At 30.1% G+C, this 22351-nt stretch carries 23 protein-coding genes; 1 reads left to right on the forward strand and 22 read right to left on the reverse strand.

All coding sequences use genetic code 11. From position 1 onward, the window contains the following. Window positions 1–38: 38 nt before the first annotated feature. From spoIIIAD to spoIIIAA, 4 genes are all read right to left on the reverse strand, one after another. On the reverse strand, window positions 39–425 hold the full coding sequence (gene spoIIIAD / locus AACQ14_RS16950) for a stage III sporulation protein AD (RefSeq protein WP_339364773.1): 387 nt from the start codon (window positions 423–425) through the stop codon (window positions 39–41). A gap of 80 nt (window positions 426–505) precedes the next feature. Next, a complete protein-coding gene (spoIIIAC, locus tag AACQ14_RS16955) occupies window positions 506–700 on the reverse strand; it encodes a stage III sporulation protein AC (protein ID WP_113675648.1) in 195 nt (64 codons plus the stop codon). A gap of 43 nt (window positions 701–743) precedes the next feature. After that, entirely contained in the window at window positions 744–1265 is a 522-nt protein-coding gene (locus tag AACQ14_RS16960; protein WP_339364774.1) for a stage III sporulation protein AB, read from the reverse strand. 17 nt (window positions 1266–1282) lie between these two features. Next, window positions 1283–2239 (reverse strand): stage III sporulation protein AA, encoded by a 957-nt coding sequence (gene spoIIIAA / locus AACQ14_RS16965; RefSeq protein ID WP_339364775.1) that lies wholly within the window; start codon window positions 2237–2239, stop codon window positions 1283–1285. A gap of 153 nt (window positions 2240–2392) precedes the next feature. Between spoIIIAA and AACQ14_RS16970 the strand changes: the two genes are divergently transcribed. After that, a complete protein-coding gene (locus tag AACQ14_RS16970) occupies window positions 2393–3514 on the forward strand; it encodes a YibE/F family protein (protein ID WP_339364776.1) in 1122 nt (373 codons plus the stop codon). A 48-nt stretch (window positions 3515–3562) separates the two neighbouring features. Here AACQ14_RS16970 and AACQ14_RS16975 read toward each other — a convergent pair whose 3' ends face one another. The 18 genes from AACQ14_RS16975 to AACQ14_RS17060 all read right to left on the reverse strand — a co-directional run bounded on the left by AACQ14_RS16975 (window position 3563) and on the right by AACQ14_RS17060 (window position 22330). Beyond that, window positions 3563–4171, reverse strand: a complete 609-nt coding sequence (locus AACQ14_RS16975; RefSeq protein ID WP_339364777.1) for an HD-GYP domain-containing protein — start codon at window positions 4169–4171, stop codon at window positions 3563–3565. Between the two features lie 326 nt (window positions 4172–4497). Then, the gene (efp, locus tag AACQ14_RS16980; RefSeq protein WP_339364778.1) at window positions 4498–5055 is read right to left on the reverse strand and encodes an elongation factor P; all 558 of its coding nucleotides are present in this window, start codon (window positions 5053–5055) and stop codon (window positions 4498–4500) included. A 150-nt stretch (window positions 5056–5205) separates the two neighbouring features. Next, entirely contained in the window at window positions 5206–6273 is a 1068-nt protein-coding gene (locus AACQ14_RS16985; protein WP_339364779.1) for a M24 family metallopeptidase, read from the reverse strand. 49 nt (window positions 6274–6322) lie between these two features. Next, window positions 6323–6754, reverse strand: a complete 432-nt coding sequence (gene aroQ / locus AACQ14_RS16990; protein WP_339364780.1) for a type II 3-dehydroquinate dehydratase — start codon at window positions 6752–6754, stop codon at window positions 6323–6325. An 18-nt stretch (window positions 6755–6772) separates the two neighbouring features. Further along, the gene (locus AACQ14_RS16995; protein WP_339364781.1) at window positions 6773–7276 is read right to left on the reverse strand and encodes a shikimate kinase; all 504 of its coding nucleotides are present in this window, start codon (window positions 7274–7276) and stop codon (window positions 6773–6775) included. Between the two features lie 19 nt (window positions 7277–7295). Next, the gene (gene aroE, locus AACQ14_RS17000) at window positions 7296–8153 is read right to left on the reverse strand and encodes a shikimate dehydrogenase (protein WP_339364782.1); all 858 of its coding nucleotides are present in this window, start codon (window positions 8151–8153) and stop codon (window positions 7296–7298) included. Continuing rightward, on the reverse strand, window positions 8137–8655 hold the full coding sequence (locus tag AACQ14_RS17005) for a YqeG family HAD IIIA-type phosphatase (protein WP_339364783.1): 519 nt from the start codon (window positions 8653–8655) through the stop codon (window positions 8137–8139). The genes aroE and AACQ14_RS17005 overlap by 17 nt, the downstream gene beginning before the upstream one ends. Window positions 8656–8867: 212 nt before the next feature. Next, the gene (locus tag AACQ14_RS17010; protein WP_339364784.1) at window positions 8868–9335 is read right to left on the reverse strand and encodes a type II secretion system protein; all 468 of its coding nucleotides are present in this window, start codon (window positions 9333–9335) and stop codon (window positions 8868–8870) included. A 27-nt stretch (window positions 9336–9362) separates the two neighbouring features. Next, a complete protein-coding gene (locus tag AACQ14_RS17015; RefSeq protein ID WP_339364785.1) occupies window positions 9363–9926 on the reverse strand; it encodes a cysteine hydrolase family protein in 564 nt (187 codons plus the stop codon). A gap of 17 nt (window positions 9927–9943) precedes the next feature. Beyond that, entirely contained in the window at window positions 9944–10396 is a 453-nt protein-coding gene (locus tag AACQ14_RS17020) for a hypothetical protein (RefSeq protein WP_339364786.1), read from the reverse strand. Between the two features lie 543 nt (window positions 10397–10939). Further along, window positions 10940–11146 carry a hypothetical protein gene (locus tag AACQ14_RS17025; protein WP_339364787.1) on the reverse strand — a complete coding sequence of 69 codons (207 nt, stop codon included), beginning with the start codon at window positions 11144–11146 and terminating at the stop codon, window positions 10940–10942. A gap of 292 nt (window positions 11147–11438) precedes the next feature. Next, window positions 11439–16364: a DNA repair ATPase gene (locus tag AACQ14_RS17030; protein WP_339364788.1), complete on the reverse strand. Its 4926-nt coding sequence runs from the start codon at window positions 16362–16364 to the stop codon at window positions 11439–11441. Window positions 16365–16369: 5 nt separating this feature from the next. Continuing rightward, window positions 16370–18391: a flotillin family protein gene (locus tag AACQ14_RS17035; protein WP_339364789.1), complete on the reverse strand. Its 2022-nt coding sequence runs from the start codon at window positions 18389–18391 to the stop codon at window positions 16370–16372. Between the two features lie 80 nt (window positions 18392–18471). Next, on the reverse strand, window positions 18472–19077 hold the full coding sequence (locus tag AACQ14_RS17040; protein ID WP_339364790.1) for a hypothetical protein: 606 nt from the start codon (window positions 19075–19077) through the stop codon (window positions 18472–18474). A 475-nt stretch (window positions 19078–19552) separates the two neighbouring features. After that, window positions 19553–20281, reverse strand: a complete 729-nt coding sequence (locus AACQ14_RS17045; RefSeq protein ID WP_339364791.1) for a GNAT family N-acetyltransferase — start codon at window positions 20279–20281, stop codon at window positions 19553–19555. 191 nt (window positions 20282–20472) lie between these two features. Then, window positions 20473–20913, reverse strand: a complete 441-nt coding sequence (locus tag AACQ14_RS17050; protein WP_339364792.1) for a hypothetical protein — start codon at window positions 20911–20913, stop codon at window positions 20473–20475. Between the two features lie 359 nt (window positions 20914–21272). Beyond that, complete coding sequence (locus AACQ14_RS17055; protein ID WP_339364793.1) at window positions 21273–21593, reverse strand: hypothetical protein; 321 nt, start codon at window positions 21591–21593, stop codon at window positions 21273–21275. Window positions 21594–21655: 62 nt separating this feature from the next. Continuing rightward, window positions 21656–22330 carry a class I SAM-dependent methyltransferase gene (locus tag AACQ14_RS17060; protein WP_339364794.1) on the reverse strand — a complete coding sequence of 225 codons (675 nt, stop codon included), beginning with the start codon at window positions 22328–22330 and terminating at the stop codon, window positions 21656–21658. Window positions 22331–22351: the final 21 nt, after the last annotated feature.

A 22351-nucleotide genomic window follows, 5' to 3' on the forward strand; every position in this document is an offset into this window, starting at 1 on the left:
TAATTCATTTAAAACTAATTGACCGTATATGTAGCAATCTATATTAAGATATTAGTTATCATATTAATGATTGATAGTATTACGGGCATGGATATAATTAATATCATTATTTTTCCTGCCATCTCTATTTTACTTGCTATCGCTTGCTGCCCAGCGTCCTTACATAATTGGGCACCAAATTCTGTTATGAAGGCAATTCCCAGTATTTGCAGTAGTATCTTAATATATATATCATTTATATTTATTAAACCTGTAATTCTAGATATCAAATCCAGTATTACACCTAACTTGTCAATAACAATAAAGAAGATAACTATACTAGCTGCAATACCTATATAAATACCAAATTCAGCATTACTTTTTTTTAGTACAACTATTAATATTGTTGATACAATACCGATAATGACAACTTGTACAGCTTCCATCAAAACATTCCTTTCAGATTTTACCTATATACATTGACTTAAACATCTATACATCCATTTCAATAAGTTCAATATATTTTCTACAGTTGAAACAACGTCTGTATTTTTTCAAACAGTTCACTTATATATTCCACAATCCAATAAAGGACAACAACTAATCCTGCTAATGTAGTTAACATAGCTTGTTCATCTTTTCCTGCTTTCTTTAATAATTGGTTGAGGACTGCAACCACGATTCCAACTGCAGCTATTTTAAAAACAATAGATATATCCATTATTACCCTCCCCTCAGAATAAGGCACGTCAAATTATCTTTTGCTATATGAAAAGTACAATGACCAATATACCCCCAAGAACTCCAAGGCTTCTATACAATTTATTGTATTTGGCATCATCTTCCATAGTAACTTTTATTTCTTCATTTATTTGCTCTAGAAGTAGATTGATATTATTATTTTGCATCTCTTTATCTAGATACCCTATATTTTCACTGAAGATTATAATATTTTTAATATCTGTAGGGTTCAAATAAGTCCTTTTCAATATTTCTTCAGCTTTTTTCTTCCATACTTCTGTCAATGTTTTTCCTGAATTGAGTTTTAGTTCTTCTGATATGGATTTAAAAAAATCAGCTATCTCGTGGTCAAATCTTTTACTGATATCTTCTAAGGCTTCTGGCATTGGAGATAATGAGTAATTGATTTCACCTCTTAATAGAATCAGCGCTTTTTTCAATATTCTAAGGTCATTGCTTCTTCTTATGTAACTTTTACTATAATATAAACCTAAAAGTGAAGATGATATAAGTATTAGAGTGGCACCTAATATTTTTACAACCATGAAATAACCCCCTTAACTTAATTATCAACAACAATACTTATCATTTTGCCCTGCTTATCATATATTTTCTTTACATCACCAACTCCATTTTTACTTTCTAGAACAATAAAACGTTCAATTATATTTTTATCTATCAATTTTTCCAGTATAGGTTTATTCTTGACTTCAATCAGTGACGAGCCATGTACAGTACATATCATCTTGCAACCTGCATTGATAACAAAATCTATGGCTTCTATATCTTCACTGCTCCCTATTTCATCTACAGCAATGACTTCTGGAGACATTGATCTTATAAGCATGAGCATACCTTCAGTTTTTGGACATCCGTCAAGTATATCTGTTCTGATTCCTACATCATTTTGTGGTATGCCTCTATAACAGCCTCCTATTTCAGATCTTTCATCAACTACACCTATGGTTATTCCTGTATTATTACTTACACCATCTGAGAGCTGTCTTACTATATCTCTTAATAATGTTGTCTTGCCACATCTAGGAGGAGATATTATTAGAGTATGGTATATTGTATTTTCTTGAAATATGTAGGGTATAACTTTGTTGGCACAGCCTTTTATTTCATGTGAAATCCTGATATTTATGCAGGTTATGTTTTTTATAGTCTTTACTCTATTATTCTCTACGACAACCTTTCCTGCCAATCCAACACGATGTCCTCCATCAACGGTTATATATCCATTTCTCAGCTCGTCCTCAAAGGCATATAGGGAATAGTTGCTTATGAATTCCATAGTATCCTTCAAATCTTTTTCAGTTATGATATAAGCTCTTTTGCTGCTTGTTACTAACTGGTCTTGGTTTAGAAAGTATTCTTTATTATCTATTCTTATAATAAGAGGTTTATTAACTCTCAATCTGATTTCCTGCAATAAGTCCAACTGCTCTTTCTTTAATGAGCCAAACCATCCTCGAAGATTAGTTGTTAATATTTTTTCAACAGTTTCTTTTTTCATCACTTGTCCACCTTTCTTAAAACAATATATGCCTGTACAAACTTTTTTATGATAAGAATTTTGTTTAATCATAAACAAATTTAATATCTCATATATTGTATAAATCTAAAGTAACTATCAACAACTCACTACCTGATAAGGAGCAAATATGTTATGAGAATAATCTATTTATTGATGTTATGTTTTTTTATAATAAAACCTATTGATGTTAATTGTACTGAAGAGATAAGTTATGAGTGGAAATACATACATGGAAAAGTCATATCCGTTATAGAGGATACTGTTGATGAAGAAAATTGTATGAGATATCAAAAATTACTGGTAAAAGTGACAGAACGAGACCTGGCTGGTGAAGCAGAGATTGAAAACGTGATTAATACAGCTTCAATATATAAAATTGTTGTCAAACCAGGGGATGAAATTATTATTGTATGTAATCAGACAGGGGATACCATAGAAAATGGAAGGGTATATTCTTATGCCCGTGATAAGTATCTAATTTACCTTTTATTAGTTTTTATGGGTGCCTTATTACTCTTTGGAGGTAAAAATGGATTCTATTCAATTATAAGCCTGACCATATGTGTTTCTTTGATACTTTTTGGCTTCTTTCCATTGATAATGAAATCATATAATCCAATTATAGTGGTCAGTGTTATAAGTATCATATCTACTTTAATTACATTGTCTGTTATTGGTGGTCTCAATATTAAAACTTATGCAGCTATTATTGGTACTATAGGCGGAGTGATTACAGCAGGTTTGTTAACATTTTATTTTGGGGCTCTAACACATATTCAAGGTATTGGTGATGAAAATGTTGAACTTTTATCATATTTCACTGAAGGGTATAATCTTAATTTTCGAGATTTGTTGTATGCTGGTATCATTATAGGGGCTCTTGGAGCCATTATGGACGTTAGTATGTCAATTGCTTCTTCTATGGGAGAGCTTTATGAGAGTAATCCTAGAATAGGTAAAGATAAACTTTTTACGGCAGGTATGCGAATTGGTAAAGATATAATGGGAACCATGTCCAACACACTTATATTAGCTTATGCTGGTAATTCTATAAGCATGATTTTAGTATTTTTCTTGTATAACAGGTCATTAGTACAATTTATTAATTCTGATCAGATAGCTGGAGAGATATTAAGGGCGCTGTGTGGCAGTATTGGCTTGATATTCAGCATTCCAATAACTTCTATAGCTTTTATATCCATCAGTAAAAAGCGTAATAATTATGTTAAGCCAAAAGCAGTTTATAGAAAATAATATAATTTAAATAAACTCTGTTTATGTTAGCTAAACAGAGTTTTTATTTTATAAGTTTTTTGCCCATTTGTTCCATAAGCTTTCAATGATATTGACTAAACATGGGTCAAATTGTATCCCTTTATTGGATACAACTTCTTTCTTGCATTCGTCCCAAGATAAACTTTTTTTGTATGGTCTTTCAGAAATCATGGCGTCTATTGAATCACTTATTGCAATTATTCTTGATGCTAATGGTATTTCCTTTTCTTTTAAACCTTCTGGATATCCTTTTCCATCCCATCTTTCATGGTGATACAGCACTATGATAGCTATATCTTTAAGATTTTTGGATTTCATCAATATATCATATCCCATTCTACTATGATTTTTTACAATATTATATTCATGTGGTTGTAATTTACTTGGTTTATTGAGTATATTATCAGGAATACCTATCTTTCCTATATCGTGTAAATGACCGGCAAGATGCAAGTCTTCCAATTCTTTTTTTCTAAGCCCATATTTTTTTCCTATATCATATGCCATATGGGCAACCCTATCAGAATGACCACTTGTATATGTATCTTTTGCTTCTAATGCTCCTATTAAACATTCTATAATATCATGATAACGATGAAATCTTTTATGTCTTAATCTATCAAAAATATCAATCACTTCTTTCTTATTGGTCTAATAACATATAAGAGATATAAATACTTGTCCAAATAAACTTATCATATAACTTTTTCTACATGTCAGGAGTATAATTGATAATGATTAGCAATTTCAATAATAGTATAGTTTATATTGTTAAGTATGTCAATAAATACCAAAATCTCTTACACATAAATCAGTGATTGATATTACAAGTAAATCAGAAAAAATGTTTTGTTCTGACTTGGCTTTTGCAAAACAGTATATGTATATGTTACGCCAGCTACTTGCTCGTCCTGAGCAAAAAAATAAAAGCCTAATGGCTTTTATCTATAAATCAAGTGATATTATGCTCTTGATAAGTATTCACCTGTTCTTGTATCGATTTTTATTTTGTCTCCGATGTTAACAAATAATGGAACGTTAACACTGGCACCAGTTTCAACTTCTGCTGGTTTAGTTGCTCCAGTAGCTGTATCGCCTTTTACTCCTGGTTCTGTATGAATTATCTCTAACTCTACAAATAGTGGTGGTTCAATTCCGAAAACTTCTCCTTCATGGCTTAAGATTTTTACCATATCATTTTCTTTAACAAATTTTAATGTATCGCCTATTTGATCGCTATTAATTGCGATTTGATCATATGTTTCACTATCCATGAAATGGAATAAATCGCCATCAGTATATAAGTATTGCATATCCTTCTTTTCAATATGCGCTTTTGGCATTTTTTCAGTAGGTCTAAATGTTTTTTCAATAACTGAACCTGTTTTTAGATTTTTAAGCTTAGTTCTAACGAAAGCTGCTCCTTTTCCAGGTTTTACGTGTTGAAATTCAATAACAGTGTATATTTGATTTTCATATTGAATTGTTAGACCGTTTCTAAAATCTCCAGCTGATACCATATATAATTTCCTCCCTAACTTTTATCTTTTATAGTGTAAACTAATACGGAATTTTTTTCAATAGTTTTATAACAAATATTAAGATTAATCCACAAAAACTCTATTGTGGAATATACCTATATAACTTATTATAGATAGTATAGAGTATAATTATACTAATTCAATTAATTGTTTTGGTGATGATACGAAGTTAATTATTCCATCTTTGGTTACACATACTAAGTCTTCTATTCTAACGCCACCAAATCCAGGTACGTATATTCCTGGCTCTACAGTAACTACCATATTTTCTGTAAATACATTTTCATCACTGTATGAGAATCTTGGCTCTTCATGTATGAATAATCCTACACTATGACCTAATCCATGACCGAAGTTATCTCCATATCCTTTATCTGTTATAATATCTCGAGCTATTTTATCTATATCTTTACCTACACATCCAGCTTTTACAGCTTCTAGAGCTTTTAACTGTGCCTCAAGTACTATATTGTATATTTCTTTTTGTTTTTCGCTAGCTTTGCCTACAACAAAAGTTCTTGTCATATCAGAGCAGTAACCTTTGTATATACAACCAAAATCAAGTGTTACAAAATCACCTTCTTCAATCTTTTTATCTGAAGGTTCCGCATGAGGTTTTGATGAATTAAGACCTGACGCTACGATAGTATCAAATGATAAGTTTTCAGCTCCATTTTTCTTCATACAAGTTTCAATTTCTAATGCAACTTCTTTTTCTGTAACTCCTGGTTTAACAAATTTTAGAATATGTTTATAAGCAAGATCACCAATAGAAGCCGCTTTCTGAATACATCTTAATTCTTCTTCGTCTTTAATCATTCTTATTTTTTCAACAGTATTACCAATAGGTAATAGTTCTACATTCTTCAATCCTTTTTCATATGTAATGAATTCCTTATAGGATATTGTTTCGTCTTCAAATCCTATTGTTTTTGCATTATCTTTGTCTATGATATCATTTAATATCTCTAATAACCCGCTTTTAGTGTAATCTATTATATCAAAGCCAGGACTCTGTTTATTAGCTTGTTCAGTATATCTGAAATCTGTTAAAAGTTTTTTCGTGTTTTTTGATATGTATAGGTATGCGTTAGAACCTGTAAATCCACTAAGATATCTTCTGTTATAACTGTCTCTAATAAGTACCGCATCGATTTGTAAGTCATCTAGACTGTTTTCTAATTTTTGTAATCTCATTATTATCTTCCTTTCTATTATTTATGTTTTGCTGTGTTATAGTAATAGTCTATAGTGATACTATCTTTTCTAGTGCAATAATATAGCCATCAAGACCTTTTCCATATATTTGCTGTACACATACTGGTTCAATTACCGATACATGGCGAAATTCTTCTCTTTCATATATATTGGAAATATGTATCTCTATGGTTTTTATATTAACTGAAGCTATGGCATCTCTTATAGCGTAACTATAGTGTGTATAAGCCCCTGGATTAATGATAATACCATCAACTTTATCAAAATAGCATTGTTGAATCTTATCAATAATCTCTCCTTCTGAATTAGACTGAAATACATCCACTTCAATATTTAATGAATCAGCAGTCTCTTTTATCATTTCTACCAAACCATTGTAGTCTTTACTGCCATATACACTTTTCTCTCTAATCCCAAGGAAATTAAGATTAGGACCGTTAATAACTGTAATTTTCTTCATAGTATCTTCCTTCTTTAATTATAATAGTGTAATTATCTCTTCAGCAATACTTTCTACATCTTTACCAGAAGTCTGGATAATAATATCTGCTGAACTGAGATATTTATCTTCTCTGGATTCTAACATCTCTGATACCTTTGTGGCATAATCTTCTGTCTGTAATAAAGGTCTAGTATCATCATTTTTTACATTATTAAGGATGTGCTCAACATCTGCATGTAAAAAGATTACTTTACCTATTTTTTTTAACAGCTCTCTATTATTTTCTCTTAGTACTATACCTCCACCAGTTGATATAATGCAATTATTTTTATCTACAAGTGTTTCCAATAATTTGGATTCAAGATTACGAAAATAGTCTTCACCATCATTATTAAATATATCTTTAATACTTCTTTTTTCTTCTTTTTCAATTTCTGTATCAGTATCTATAAAATCTCTGTTCAGTATCTTAGATAGTTCTTTTCCTACTACAGATTTACCACTGCCCATAAAACCTACTAATAAAATATTTTCTTCCATTGATACACTCCTTTTATCCCTATTGATTAATCAAATCAGTCATAACTTCTTTTAATATCTCTTCTGGAATACTGATATCATTCCAAATTTCATATGCTTTGACACCTTGATAGAATAACATTTGAAAACCATTTAATATTTTCATTCCATTTCTTTCAGCTTCTACTAGAAATTTAGTCTTACTGGGATTATAAATCAAATCTACGGCTATATGAAATTTTTTATAGAAATCATCATTTTTTACTGGATTATCATGTACATTTGGGGACATTCCTATAGGTGTTGTCTGAATAGCTATATCAAAAGGTGATATTTTATGAATTTCATCTAATCCTAGTGCTTCAGTTTCAACATCGTAATATTGTCTTATATTATTAGCAAGTATTTCGCCTTTTATAACAGTTCTATTAATAATAGTTATTTTTTTACATTTTTCTCTAGCACAAAGCATTCCTACAGCTTTAGCAGCTCCTCCTGCTCCTATTATAACGATTTTACTATTTTTCAGCTGTATGGAATTATTTATTAGAGATATATTAAGTCCTTCTGCATCTGTGTTATAACCAACATATCCACTTTCAGTGTATTTCAATGTATTGACAGCTCCTATTTGTTCAGCAAGGGGAGTAATCTTTATCAGATTATCCATTACTTGCTCCTTATATGGAACAGTTATGTTGAGTCCTTGTATATTAAGTGCTCTAGCACCTTCAATTGCCTTATCTAGCATACCGTCATCAACTTTGAAAGGTACATATACATAATTCATATTTAATTTAGTCGCTAAAAGATTATGGATACTAGGTGAAATAGTATGTTCTATAGGATTGCCGATCAACCCTAATACTTTGGTGTTTCCATTAATGTTTTGATTCATTCTTTTTTACCCTCTTTAAGTAAGCTTTTATGATTTTCTTTTCAGTGTTTCTTTTTATTTTAGTTATCCATTCTTCTTTTTCTGCAATAGGTACAACTAATATTGTCTTGATTTTTATTCGATTACCACCATAGATGTCGGTAAATATTTGATCTCCTACTAAAACTGTATTTTTTTTGTTAGTTTTAATTGCCTCCATAGCTCTTTTAAGATTTCTAGTCATTGGTTTTAATGCCTTATGAACAGCAAATACCTTTAACTTTTCGTTAAATGTAGTAACTCTGATTTTATTGTTATTGGAAACCAATGCTATTTTGAAACCAATCTTTTTTATATCCTCAAATAAGTCTATTATCTCTTGATTAGGATGTTCCATATCATATGGAACAAGTGTATTATCTATATCAAATAATATTCCTCTATAACCTTCATCATACAATTTTCTATAATTAATTTGTCTAATTGAATCAGTATACTCTGATGGAAAGAATCTCTCTAACAATTATATCACCCTTAAGCTTAATTGAATTTTAGTGTTATATCATTTTGATTATAACAATATAAATACCACAATACAAGTTTTTTAAAAAATCAGTAGTCCAATATAATATATTGAACTTAAGCGTCTATATACCCATTTCAATAAGTTCAATAACTTTAATTCAACTTATATAGCAAAGAAAAGTGTGCAAATAGCACACATAGTCCTGTTTTCTAATCGTATTTATTTGGATACAATTGTAAATCTTTTGTATCGTCACCATTATCAGCATAGACATATACGTTATTATTATCTATACTGATACTAAAATGAGTATAACCACCTTTTTTCATTTTTATAACAGGTAATTGGTCTATTTTAAAACCTTTTAATTCTTTTATTAATGCATTTATAAATTTATCATGGATATCATTTGAATTTACAACAACTTGTTTATTAATGTTTAACTTATCTATAGAATAATTTTTGAATTCATCATCGCTTTTAATTATATTTTCAGCTGCATTGCCTAACAGCGTTGCATTAGATATATCTGTGTCTCTTTTTAATTTGTCTATTTTACTAATCTGTTTAGGAACGAAAATAGCGATAAGTACAGTCAGTATAACTATCATGACTGCTACTTCTACATAAAAATAAGTACTTTTGTTCTTTAGATAATTAACCATCCGTTTCTTCATTTGTAATGTCCTCCAATAAAAAGAATGTTAACTTTTTAGTAATTCATTACTGGTTACAATCTTAGCTCCTAAAGTATTCTTAAAATGATTAAGTGCAAACCCATGTCCTTCATCTGTTAATCCACAGCAACAATCATCAATTATAGTGATTTTATATCCAAGATTATATGCATCTATAGCTGTGTGCAGAACACATATATCTGTACACACTCCCATTAATACTAGCTCTTTGATATTCTGTTGTCTTAAAACCAAATCTAATCTGGTTCCGTTAAATGAAGAATACATTACCTTTGATATATTATATGTTTTTTCAGGTTTTATTTTCATGAATACATCTTCATCAATAGCTAATTTACTTCCTTTTTTATCACAATGAAAAGGAAACAACTTAGCTTCAGGTGAAAACTTGTAACTATCTTCCTCATGGTCATCATTGCATATATACAATATATCTTTATCTTCTTTTATTTTATCAATAACTTTTATTATATTATCTTTTATAGCCTGCCCACGCTTACTCAAAGATAAAACACCTCTATCATCAATAAAATCATATACGTAATCTATTAATAAGTAAGCTGTATTCATCATATTTCCTCCTTATACTATTCTTCTGCAAGTGATATTTTAAATTCTTCAGATTTTCTTCCTAATTCATTATTATATACCACTACCCATAAATATCCAAGACCATCTGAAAATTCTTCTTGTTTTAATATAAACTCTGCCCTATCATCCTCTATAGAGCCTGAAGTTACTAATTGTTGATATTCGCTATTGTCACTTCCTGATGGAACAAAATATACTTCTGCATCTGTTGAATTGCCATCTACCGATGCTGTTAATTTGGTATTGTTATAAATAGTTATAAAACCAGATTCATCTTCTGATAATTTATTTCCTGACTCATCTTCAAATACTATGTTTTCTATATCTGGGGGTTGCTGCTCCAGTAATTCTTTGTATAGTGTCATATATTTATCGTTATTATTAGACGAACATGCCGTCAACGATAATACCATAGTTCCTAAGATAACTATTTTTTTTAATGTGTTCATGTACTCTCCTCCTAAAAATTCTCATACATTCCTTAATAACCTATAGAATACTTTAACCTTATATGTAATTAATTAAACTCCCAGTATACTTCAGATTATATTATCAAGTACTTACTAAATATAGTTTAGCCAGTTATTACTAATTTTAATAGTAACTTCATAATTATTGTAATGGATAATATAACACATTTTATAATAATATAGCAGTTGTGTCAAATTATGGATTGTAATTTGTATATTCAATTACTATTTTGTATAATTAATAGAATGAATTATCTTAATAATCGTTTTATTTAATTTTATTTTATTAAATGCTTAGACTCCTATATTATAATACATTTTCCAATTTTTGTAAAACAAAAAACTCACTATGTTACGTCATCCGTAGGAAGTTTAAGTTGTTAGGAAAGTACCTTAATGCATATGAAAATGGTTTTATTCCATATGCTTAATTAAAACTTTCATATAAGATAAAAAAGGTCATTTTATGACCTTTTTAAGGGGTTATTTATTTAGAAATATTGACTAAAAATTACTACAAATCTAATAATTTTTTGATTCATTAAATTTAAGTAACTTTTGTATATTTGATATAGAGTCTACCATCTTATCTTCTGGAACATTTTCTTTTAGTTTATTGATAATAGCTTCGGCATATAATTCAGTTAATATATTGTCGATATTTTTTTTACAATCATTTTCTTTATTGTCAGGGAATTTCATTATGACCTTGATATCTTTTTTATTCAAAAATTACTCCTTGTTTATGTGTGTTAATAAATATATATGTGGTAGATTGTGAACTAATTAATAAAAGATGATTGAAAGTGGCTGACAGTTGTGTAGATAGTATAGGGGAATATTCACTGCTACATATTCCCCTATACTATCTACACTCTGCGGTTCAGATTATATAATATTTAATTTGCTGTATTATAAAATAAAGTGGGGTTGTTAGATAATACAATTTAGTAACATCCCAAAAAGTATTATCAGACAACCCCTTCTTCTGATGAATCTTATTTTAATATACTAACTTAGTTTATTTTATACTTCCAGATAAGATATCTTTAATCATTTCTATGTTGTCTGTAAGATTACTTAAAACGCTTACAGCTTGACCTAATTTGTCATCGCCTTTTATAAGTTTGTTCTTGAGGAATATAGATTTTATTTCATCAAGACGTTTTTGTTCTTCACTATTAAGGCAACCCACAATTTCTTTCCACTTGAGCATGTTAGCTTCGGCATCAGAGGTTAGTGTCTGGGAATCATTTTCGTAGCTTGCCAGTATTTGATGATTCAATTCTTCGTCATTCATTATAGGTACAATCTTTTCTGCTATTTTATTCATGTTTCTATAAGAACCTTGAAGTTTGAAAGGGGGTTCATTTCTATATTCATCAGCCATAGCTGCAGAATAAATGTATTCCATGTTAACTTTTAGAACTACATCCCTGACTCTAAATAGCTTTTCTATGACACTAGTATACTCATTAAGTTCATCTATTGAATAATTGTTATCAAGATTTACAGTTTCTCTTTCAGCTCCGTTAGCCATTTCAATAAGACCATATATATCTTTTTGGCTCCTGCTTGTGAGTTTACTAAGTACAGGATTAGAGATTAAGCTGTTTTCAATGTAACTAAGCTTGAAGGCTTCTTCATTTTCCCTAAGCATATCTCCAAGATTATAGACGTCCGCTCTATTTGATAGCATATCTGGTATCTTGAATTTTTCACCGCTTTCAGTATAAGGATTACCTGCCATTACCACAGCTACTTTCTTACCTCTTAGATCATATGTTTGCCCAATACCATTATATACTCCTTCAATCTTTCTTTGTCCATCACACAATGATATGAATTTCTGTAAGAATTCTGGATTACAGTGCTGGATATCGTCAACATATATCATTACATTATTTCCCATCTTAAGTGCAAGATTGAGTTTTTTAAGTTCATCTCTGGCACTGGTATTATTTGCTTTTCCTGGATCTAATGATGTTACATCGTTACCAAGGGAAGGACCATTAACCTTAACGAGTATAATACCAAGTCTACTTGCTATATACTCCATCAAAGTAGTTTTACCATAGCCTGGTGGAGATACTAATAATAGCATACCCATTAAATCAGTCCTCTTATTTTCTCCTATAACACCAATCTGCTTAGCAAGATTATCTCCAATTAGAGGTAAATATACTTTATCAATAAGCTTATTCCTAACGAAAGATGAAAGGACTTTTGGCTTGAATTCATCAAGATTGAGTTCTGTTTTAAATTCCTTGATAAGTTCCTTCTTGATATCTTGGAATTTGATATAGTCATTTACAGTAACTTCACTATAGTATTTTAATTTGTTCATAAATCTAGTATAGGCTAATTTGTATGTTCCTTCGTTAATTACATAGTGGCTGCCAACTAATTCGGTTATGGTTATCTTGGAATCTACATTGATAACTCTACCTAAGTTAGCATCGTTCTCAATTAATAGAACAATTACTTCATCAAGTAACCCTGGCAATTCATCCTCATCTATATCTTCAAAAGCATTAGTCTCTATTCCATAGGCCTTAACCCATTCTTTGATTAGATAAAAAAGACCTTCTATGTCATCTTTACTGTTTTTGACAGATAGTTCAAAAGTTTCTAGGGCATTTTTATCTCGTAGATAGCAAACAAAGCCATCATATATTTTTTTAGCTTCTATGCTGACTACGAAATCTTTATTTTTCATGATTTCCTTACAGAGATATTCGGCTGCATCAGGCATATTCTTGCTATCAAACAGCACTATATTATTATAGGTGTTTTCAAGTTTTTCCACTATATAAGGTATATAACTTTCCAAATTAGGTGATGTATTAAAATATTCACTCACCTTAGCTAATTCTCTTAACCTGGATGTCAATAATTTTTTCGTATCAGCATCTATTAATCTATTCCAAAATAGTCTGGCCAAAGCCCTAACCTGACTACTGTATATTAACAAGTCTATGTTCTGATTAAGTTCAAGTAATGCTTTTAATATCTTAGCTGCATCACTATCATGTACCCCTTTGGTATAGCCTTCTTGATATCTTGGTTCCATATATTTTTGAACAATTTCAACCAACTGAGTTTCAGATTTAGAGTATAGCACATCCAAACTTTCATACTGTTTATTACTTGCTGCTCTAAACACCAAATAAGCAAGGTATTCACCTCTATACACATTTCTGCTTTCTGATACAATACTCTGTGAAAAAACATGTTCATATCTACTTATATCCTCATGAACCACTTTATCCCAAAAATCAGTACCTGTTATATGATAATATAATTCATCATCTTTTTGTACAATAGACAAATCAATGGCTTTTGTATTAACTGAAAAATGATGTCGCCCTAATTTTATAACATTTGCACCATTAACATAAAGTTCTTCTTTATCTTTTAGTTGACGGATAGCATCTTCTTTTAATTTTTTCAGTCTCGAGCTAATTTCATCTGCCTTGACATTGTCTCCTAATTCTCTTAGCTGAGAAATAATATCTCTAACCTTCTCAGCCATAATGTCAGTAGCAAGATATCCATTAATCTTTTCCACTGAATCATAACTATCAAGCCTATTGGTTATTCCCTTTATGATACGCTCCGAAGAGTTAACCAATCCAAGGATACGTTTATTCAACTTATCTATCAATGCCTGTTTCTTGCTCTCAAAAGCAGTATATAATTCTTCTCTTTTTTCACCAAGCTTATCTATATACTCATCAAATTCAGCGAATTTACCTTCTAATTCTTGTATCTGGACCATAACTTTATTGAGATATTGGTCACATTTTTCTACTGTATCAGAGACATCTAGGTAATTAACTACAGCTTGACTAAGTAATTTCATTTGTGAATTAAACTGAGTAGTCATTTCACTTTTCGTAAATTGCTCCACTCTGGTTTTTAATCTTGCCTTAGCATTATTAATCAGAGAAAACAAGGATGAAATTTTATCAATGATTTCTGTAGTCATAGTTGGGTCTTCAATCTTAAAATTACTTACAATATCTATCAAAAGTTCTAATTCGGCACATGTTTCATCTATTTTTTCCCAGAGTTCTTTTCCCTCTTTTGATTTGTTAACTTTATCAACGCTATCTTGTAATTCTTTTACTTTATCAGCGTAAGGTTTAAGACCTTCAGGCTCAATTATGAACTCTACACATTTTTTAGAGAACTCCTCATTCTTATCTTTAACTTTGCCACCTAATGAATCAACGAATGGTATATCTGTATATCTTAGGTCCCTTAGGGAAACAATCTTGCCTCGAAGATTTCGTATGTCAGCTAATACCTTTACATATTCATTTATACTATCAAATGTACCATATTCCAGTTTTTTGAGAAGTTCTTCTGCCTCATCTGAAACACTGCTTATTTGCTTCTTTGTAGCTTTTTTGATTCTTACTACTTTCTCGAATTCACCAATAGCAAATGTTGATGTCTCTTTTATAGATATAAGTACTTCTTTTAAGTTATATACCTCTTTTTTATCAAGCCAGAAGTATGAATCTATTATTTGTTCCGATTCTTTTACAATATCAATATATATACTCTGATAGCTCTCACCTTTTTGAATGAGTTTATATACTATCTTACATTCAGCCATACAGTTTACTATATCCTTATTGCCGATATTAAATAAGATAGAATCATTTTTACTTTCACTTACAAAGTTTTTTCCAACATAAGGTGTTTGCCATATCTGTATCATATGATTTTTTCTAGGCTCTTCTTCATTTTTGAAGACAATCATCTCACCATTATTAAAATGGGAGTATCCACTACAGACAATAGGTGTATCTATTGTCTGTTCAATTATGTTATATGAATATACTAAATATATTCCGCTATCAATGTTATAGAAGATATACTGATAATCCTCTCCGTTAGATGAACTAATCATCTGATCAAAAACTGAATTATCCGCTGGTACATCAAATACTTTATATTCGCCGTTTTGAAGATAATAACCCTGAGGGAATATAAGACCATGGTTTCCTGGCAGGAGCATACATGTATCTTTTATGGAATCAATTCTTACAACATTTTTCAACTTATTGTTGAATATGAAATACCTGTAATCATTCTCCTTGTATGGCTTAATCTTAAGTATTATTATCTGGTCTAAATCCGCATAAAATATTTCAGCATCATCAAGGTTCTGGTCCTTATCCTCAACATCTTCAGAATATATCCCTTTACCTGTTTCTGTATTATCTTCTACTTTTATTGTCAAGTCTCCACCGATAGTTTCTACAAAGACTTTATCAAGAATTGAGACATGTGGATGTATCCCTGTTCTTTGATCATCTCTTGATGCTTTGACAAACTTGAATTCGTTTTTACCTATGAATTTAACTTCATGGTCACTTCTACAATCTACATATGTTAATCTTCCATCTTCTATCAGCCATTTGAATACTTTAATGTCTGTAGCATTTTTACCTGTCTGGAAAACCATATAGAAGTATGGTTCAATTATAGTGAATTTAGCGAAAAACGTATTCTTATAATATTTGTATAGCTCATCAAAATCTCTTAGAAACTGATCATCATTAATTAATTCAAGTGTCTGTTTTTGGAATGTACGATCTTTATATTGATAAATAGAAAATACATCACTAAGTTCCACCTTGGATTTTAATCCGATATGAACATTGTAACCAAAGATAAAGAAGTCATCCACTGGCGCCATATCTCTAGGTATACAATTATTCTCGGTTATAATACGTTCGCTTCCAAGAAGCTTTGTTTCAATAGAACCAAAGACTTCTTTTCTAACGGAATTTAGTTTGTGGACACGTTCCTTTAAGTCATTACCTTGTTTTACAAGTCTGTTCTTAATAACTTCATATGTACCATTTTCCATATCGTTATTATCATTTTTAGTTTTTATATCTTTATTATCTTTAACATCCAATATCATCTACCTCATTTACGTGTAGTTTCCATCAATTTTGCTGATAAGTCAGCAACTCCTGCCTTATTAACAGTATCTAATAGTTTACCTAACATTGTTTTGTCTTCACCATTAGCATTATTCATCATTTTATTAACAGCTCCAGCTATTGATAGATTCTTTAAATCTTCAGATGTTAAGTTAAATCTACCTACTAATTCTTGTAATTGTTTCTTAAAGTAATCTGGGTCTCCTGTTATAAATGTTTCCTTTATATCACTAAGTACTTCACTATTATCAACTAAACGGTCATATGATTTACCTCTTGTAATAGAACCAACGATTTTATCAAAGAACATAGTTTCTCCACCAACAATATCAATCTTAGCTGATTTGAGTGCTTCTGTGATAACAGCTGCTTGTGAACTTGCTATATCTTTTTGGATATTGATATCTGCAAGTGCAATTTCTTTTTCTTTTTCTAGTTTGAGTTTGAACTCTTCATGCTCTTTTCCTACTTCGTCTAATGCTTTCATGCTAGTAGCTTTTTCTTTGATTCCTTCCGCTTCTGCCAAATATTTTTTCTTCAAGATATCAGCTTCAACATTTCCTTCTTTTTCTTTTACATCAATCTTAGCAGTTTCACCTTTTGCCTGTGCTAAAGCTTTCGCTTCAATAACTTTTGCCTCAGCTATACCACTAGTTGATTCTTCAAGTACCTTAGCATCAACAATTACTTTTATTGATTCTGCTTCTTTTTGTGAAGCTTTTAATTTTGCATCAGCATCAATGATTGTCTTTTCTGCAATTCTCTCAGCAGCTTGTTTTGAAGCTTCTGCTGTCTTAACTTTTATAATGAGATCCTTCTCTGATTGTTCTTCTGCTTTTTTGATAGCTACAGTTTTATAACGATCAGCTTCAGCAATTGCACGTGTATCTTTTATTTTTTCTTCCTCAACTACAGTATCTTTCTCAACAGCCACTCTTTCTCTTATAACTGACTGAATATCTTTCTTCTGAACCTCTACCTCTTTTTCTTTTTCTATAGTAGCAAGTTCAACTAACTTTTCTTTCTCTGTTCTTTCTAGTAATCTTTTTCTATCTACTCTTTCAGTCTCAACAGCTTCTGTGCTTTCTTTTGCCTTCATAGCAACAATAACTTGTCTTTCTTTATTTTGCTCAGCAACCTCTATCTCTTCTTCAGTTTTAACTCTTGCCATTTCTGACTTGAATCTCTCTTCTTGGGCTACTTTTTCAGCTTCTGCTGTTTCTCTAGAATTAATAATCGCTATTTCTCTTTTTTGCTTAGCTTCTGCCTCAGCATTTTGCTTCTCAAGTTCTAATATAGCCTCTCTTGCAGATACATCCTGTTGTTTAATAGTTTTTTGCTTATCTCTTTCAATCTGATTAGCTAAAATTCTTTGTTCTGAAGTGAGTTCAGTTATTTTCTTGATACCTTCTGAATCCAAGATATTATTACTATTCAAAAGCCCAACATCTGTTTGTTCTAGATAATCGATTGCCGCGTCATCCATAACATAACCATTTAGATCTGTTCCAATAATCTGTAGAATTTCATTTTTGAAAGTCTCTCTTTCAGTATATAGCTGGACGAAATCAAATTTCTTACCAACTGTTTTTAAGGCTTCTGAAAACTTGGCATCAAAGAATTCCATTAACGTTGTTGGGTCTGATGCTTTCTGGCAACCTAATAACTGAGCAACTTTCAATACATCTTCCCTAGTTTGATTAACTCTAACAAAAAAAGCAACCCTTATATCAGCTCTTAGATTGTCTTTACAAATCAAACCATCTTTTCCTTCTCTTGCTATTTCTACTCTTTTAACCGAGATATCCATTACTTCATATCTATGAATTATTGGTACTACAAAAATACCACCAAAACATACTATTGGACCACCAACACCATTTCTTACTATTACTTTTCCTTGTTCTACCTTGTGATAGAATCTTGAAAATAGTGCAAGTAATCCACCAACAACTATTACTACTACTCCTACAGTAGCTAATATAATTTGAACTGAATAATTCATTTTAACACTCCTTATTTTTTACTGAGATAATTTCATTGTTGGAACTGAATTCCTTCTAATAGAATTGTAGATTTTTAATTTTATAAATCTAACTTGACAATGTAATATATATCTTTATTTGTGTCTTTTCTGCTGACAAATGCAGCTTCATCCTTATTAAATGACTCTTCCTCATACTCGGATTTAACATTAATTATTATTGAAGCACCATCTCTTTTGATTTTAGCTTGACCTAGACGTCCATCTTTCACATCACACATAAGTATGCATAGTTGTTCAAGTACTTGATTGTCTTTGTTATCTTGCATATTGCTATACTTGAATATACCTTTTAGAGGAATGGTTTCATACTTTGTCAGAAATATACTGATTATCATGGTAGGTATTAGTAATATTCCATTTAACAGACCTCCTACTGCAACAAAAGGTAAGTAATATATCAACATTGATATAATCCAAAAATTCAGTATAAATATGCTTATAATTAACATAAAAGGCAATTCTCCTACATTTAGAAACGCTAAAATTGCATAGAATGGACCTGAATTATCAGCACCTATGTCGATATCTACATCCAGAAAGTCGAAATCAAATGCACCAATAATAACAATAATCCAGTACAACAATACTACTCCTAATAAAACTGTAGGTATAATATTTACTCCCGTAACAGCATTTTTTAGCAACTCCGTTATAACAACCCCCTTACATATAAAACTTGTAATCATTACCAAATTTTTTATTTTTTACAACACATGCTCAATTTGAAATATTTAAAAATATGTACGTGTAGAACTAAACACTAATAATATATATTATACATGTAATTTTATTACCAATTCTGTATATAGTCAAGATATAATAGTGAGTTAAAACTTTGTTTAACATATTATTATTGATATTAAATTATTGGAATTTTTGCATTAAGTTTGTTCTGGTCAATTCTTAAGTTGGTTTATCCATACCATACCTTGCTTAGACTAATTTCATTAAATATCACTCTTAATGTTTCATATGATTTTTTTGTCTGTTAGAATAAAAATATAGCCAGTTTATTCCATGATAAATCTGTTATTATCATAGGATGACTGGCTACAATTACTTTACTTCTAACTATTATTTTTTTAATTTATATTTATTTATTACTAAGAAACTATACTGTTACATATTCTTTGCCCAGTAAATAGCAGGAATATCTGATTTTTCATTAAACCCTAATTTCTTTGCTAGGTTAATGGATTCCTTCCTAAATGGCCAACAAGACCAGTTTGGTATAAGTTCATTGGAAATACAATAATCAATGAATTCCATGGCAACTGTAGTCGCATATCCTTTTCTTCTATATGCCTCTTTTGTATTTATATTTATTTCTGCTTCACCTGAACCTACTGCAATTGACATACACTCACTTATTATCTCTTCATTATTAACAATTCTAAATCCAAAATTTGATGTATCCTTGATTTTTTTAACTTCATCTTTGTAAGTTATTTTATCGTATCTATTTCTAACTTCTTTATACTTATCTACATCAAAGCTAAAAGTTTTCCTTTGAATAGTAATACAACCACGTTTCTTAAACATTTTATCAATTTCCATCCACTTGTCAGAGCATAAAAATAGTATTAGCTCCTTGTCCTTTGATTTCGGAATCTTTTCATCAAATATATACTTGATTAGCTTTTTATTAAAGTTGGTATTGTCTTCAAAACCAACTAGATATAAAAATTCACCTTCTATAAATGCAGTTTTTGGTGTAGCCATATTGTCTACAAAAATTCTACCTTTTAAGTTACCCTCTACAACTGAAAATATTAGTGCTCTACTATGGCTTATATTATCAATCAGTGGTTTAATCCTTCCAAAATCTTGTTCTTTTAATTCAAACATTATATTCCCCCCGTTTGTTATAATTCATGCCGTTTTTAGCAATCATTTTCTTTGGGTATTATTATACTAATTATAATTTTTTTTACTACCTTATCTTCTCTTAGGAAATAAAGATGATATTTAATGATAAAATTTAAGCCTACCAATTAAGGCAGGCTCGTACTAAAGTAAATCTAATTTATCTTTTTTTATTAATCCATATCAAAACATAATTCGTATGGTTCTGCTAAATTTCCACCATCATAGTCTACACGTACATATACATAATCATTCTTATTTACATCAGTTTTGTAATTCTCATTACCCTTACAATCAGAAATCTTTATCAGTATATCCTCTGATGAATCATAAACATAAAAATCTATGTCTATATCACTACTAGCTTCACCAAAATAAAAATCTATATCCATCTCTCCAGATGTAGTGGCAACAAGTTTAAAATAATCAGTATCATCATAACCATTTACAGTTCCATGAACAAATGTATTACTCTCTTCTACATCATAAGTATCCGCATTTTCCATTGTATCATTATTTTCATCTTCTACATATTCTTTATAAGCTGCATTTGCAATCATGCCTTGTGATAAAATTAAACTTCCAGCTAATATTAAACCTAATATTTTTTTCATTCTATTATCCCCCTTAATTAAATCAACTTTAGTACAATGTATACAATACACTTATCACAATAAAAAGTCTGTCAAATATTGTATGTAAAATTCGCAATTTTTGACACATTTACATTATTGTTAATATTTAGTTTATTTCAATTATGTTTAATATTTTTTTATCTATATTTTAATATGAACTATTCTATTATTAAAGTTTTTTTGAAAAAAGGTATTAATATTAACAATCTAGTTCTCGGTCAAGTATTTCTGCTCTAACTGTCACTCCTGACTGGGTCATCCATGAGCCTTCAAATTTTGTAAAATCATACTCTATCTGCTCCATCATTTCTAGCGTTTTATCATCAACTACTATAGGATTAATTTTTGATTCTGCTTATATTTGGTATGCTCTTATATATTATTTTGTCATTATTAATAGATGTAATAGCATCTACACACCTCATACCAAATCCATTTTGAAAGAATGTATTTATTGCTATCTGATCATGGGCGTATATTGCTATCGCGTGATTAAATAGTTCTTGTTCAACCCAGATTTTCGCCACTTCTTGATATAACATTGAATAAATATATGCTCTATTTTCTTTAATTGTTCCATGACCATGTATGGGACAGAATATACCTTTTACATTACCAAAAAAATTGTTAATCGGTCCATAACCAGTAATGAATATCATTTATTGTTTTCCTCTTTTCTACCTACTCTGTTTTCTCCGCAAAACTCTTTTCATTACTAAATCTAATTTTTATGGATAATAAGAAAAACACTTGACTCATCTACCTCATGAATTTTATAGTCATACCCTGATAAATCTCCAATCTCTTCTAAATCTTTCTGAGTATGCGTAGTAGCTTTAAAACCATCCTTACAAATAATAACTCCATCCTTTGATTTATCATAATCAAGCTCACCTATTAACCCCTTATCAGCTTGTTCTTCAAACCACATTAGCCTATACTCCCAAAATTTTTCACTATAAGTACTGAAAAAAATTTTTCCACCACTCATAACCATTTTCAAAATCTTCTCAATCAAATCAGTCGATTTAATCTTCATTGCAGACAAACCATTTTGCAAACAAAGTACTACATCAAACTTTTCTTCGAACTGAAGATTATGTACGTCCATATCTATAATCTTTGCATTGTGACTATCCTTCAAATATTCCTTTCCTAACTCAACACTTTCTACAGAAACATCAATGCCAACAATTGATTTACAATCACCCGCTAATTCCTTAACAATACGTCCATAACCTGCACCTAATTCCAAAACCCTTTCACTGCTTGTCAGATTATCTCTAACAAAAGAGATTTCCGCATCCAAATACTGTTTTACTCTGGGTATTTCAGTTTCGTATGCCTTAAATAACATTGTTGAATTTAATTTTTGTGCATAATAATTATTTTTCATCAATAAACCTCCCTTTCAAAA

The organism is Vallitalea maricola (genome assembly GCF_036985595.1).
GTDB lineage: Bacteria > Bacillota > Clostridia > Lachnospirales > Vallitaleaceae > Vallitalea > Vallitalea maricola.

Coding starts and splice junctions, on each gene's coding strand:
- spoIIIAD (WP_339364773.1), bottom strand. CDS start 425: ATGGAAGCTGTACAAGTTGTCATTATCGGTATTGTATCAACAATATTA.
- spoIIIAC (WP_113675648.1), bottom strand. CDS start 700: ATGGATATATCTATTGTTTTTAAAATAGCTGCAGTTGGAATCGTGGTT.
- AACQ14_RS16960 (WP_339364774.1), bottom strand. CDS start 1,265: ATGGTTGTAAAAATATTAGGTGCCACTCTAATACTTATATCATCTTCA.
- spoIIIAA (WP_339364775.1), bottom strand. CDS start 2,239: ATGAAAAAAGAAACTGTTGAAAAAATATTAACAACTAATCTTCGAGGA.
- AACQ14_RS16970 (WP_339364776.1), top strand. CDS start 2,393: ATGAGAATAATCTATTTATTGATGTTATGTTTTTTTATAATAAAACCT.
- efp (WP_339364778.1), bottom strand. CDS start 5,055: ATGGTATCAGCTGGAGATTTTAGAAACGGTCTAACAATTCAATATGAA.
- AACQ14_RS16985 (WP_339364779.1), bottom strand. CDS start 6,273: ATGAGATTACAAAAATTAGAAAACAGTCTAGATGACTTACAAATCGAT.
- aroQ (WP_339364780.1), bottom strand. CDS start 6,754: ATGAAGAAAATTACAGTTATTAACGGTCCTAATCTTAATTTCCTTGGG.
- AACQ14_RS16995 (WP_339364781.1), bottom strand. CDS start 7,276: ATGGAAGAAAATATTTTATTAGTAGGTTTTATGGGCAGTGGTAAATCT.
- aroE (WP_339364782.1), bottom strand. CDS start 8,153: ATGAATCAAAACATTAATGGAAACACCAAAGTATTAGGGTTGATCGGC.
- AACQ14_RS17010 (WP_339364784.1), bottom strand. CDS start 9,335: ATGAAGAAACGGATGGTTAATTATCTAAAGAACAAAAGTACTTATTTT.
- AACQ14_RS17015 (WP_339364785.1), bottom strand. CDS start 9,926: ATGAATACAGCTTACTTATTAATAGATTACGTATATGATTTTATTGAT.
- AACQ14_RS17020 (WP_339364786.1), bottom strand. CDS start 10,396: ATGAACACATTAAAAAAAATAGTTATCTTAGGAACTATGGTATTATCG.
- AACQ14_RS17030 (WP_339364788.1), bottom strand. CDS start 16,364: ATGATATTGGATGTTAAAGATAATAAAGATATAAAAACTAAAAATGAT.
- AACQ14_RS17035 (WP_339364789.1), bottom strand. CDS start 18,391: ATGAATTATTCAGTTCAAATTATATTAGCTACTGTAGGAGTAGTAGTA.
- AACQ14_RS17045 (WP_339364791.1), bottom strand. CDS start 20,281: ATGTTTGAATTAAAAGAACAAGATTTTGGAAGGATTAAACCACTGATT.
- AACQ14_RS17050 (WP_339364792.1), bottom strand. CDS start 20,913: ATGAAAAAAATATTAGGTTTAATATTAGCTGGAAGTTTAATTTTATCA.
- AACQ14_RS17055 (WP_339364793.1), bottom strand. CDS start 21,593: ATGATATTCATTACTGGTTATGGACCGATTAACAATTTTTTTGGTAAT.
- AACQ14_RS17060 (WP_339364794.1), bottom strand. CDS start 22,330: ATGAAAAATAATTATTATGCACAAAAATTAAATTCAACAATGTTATTT.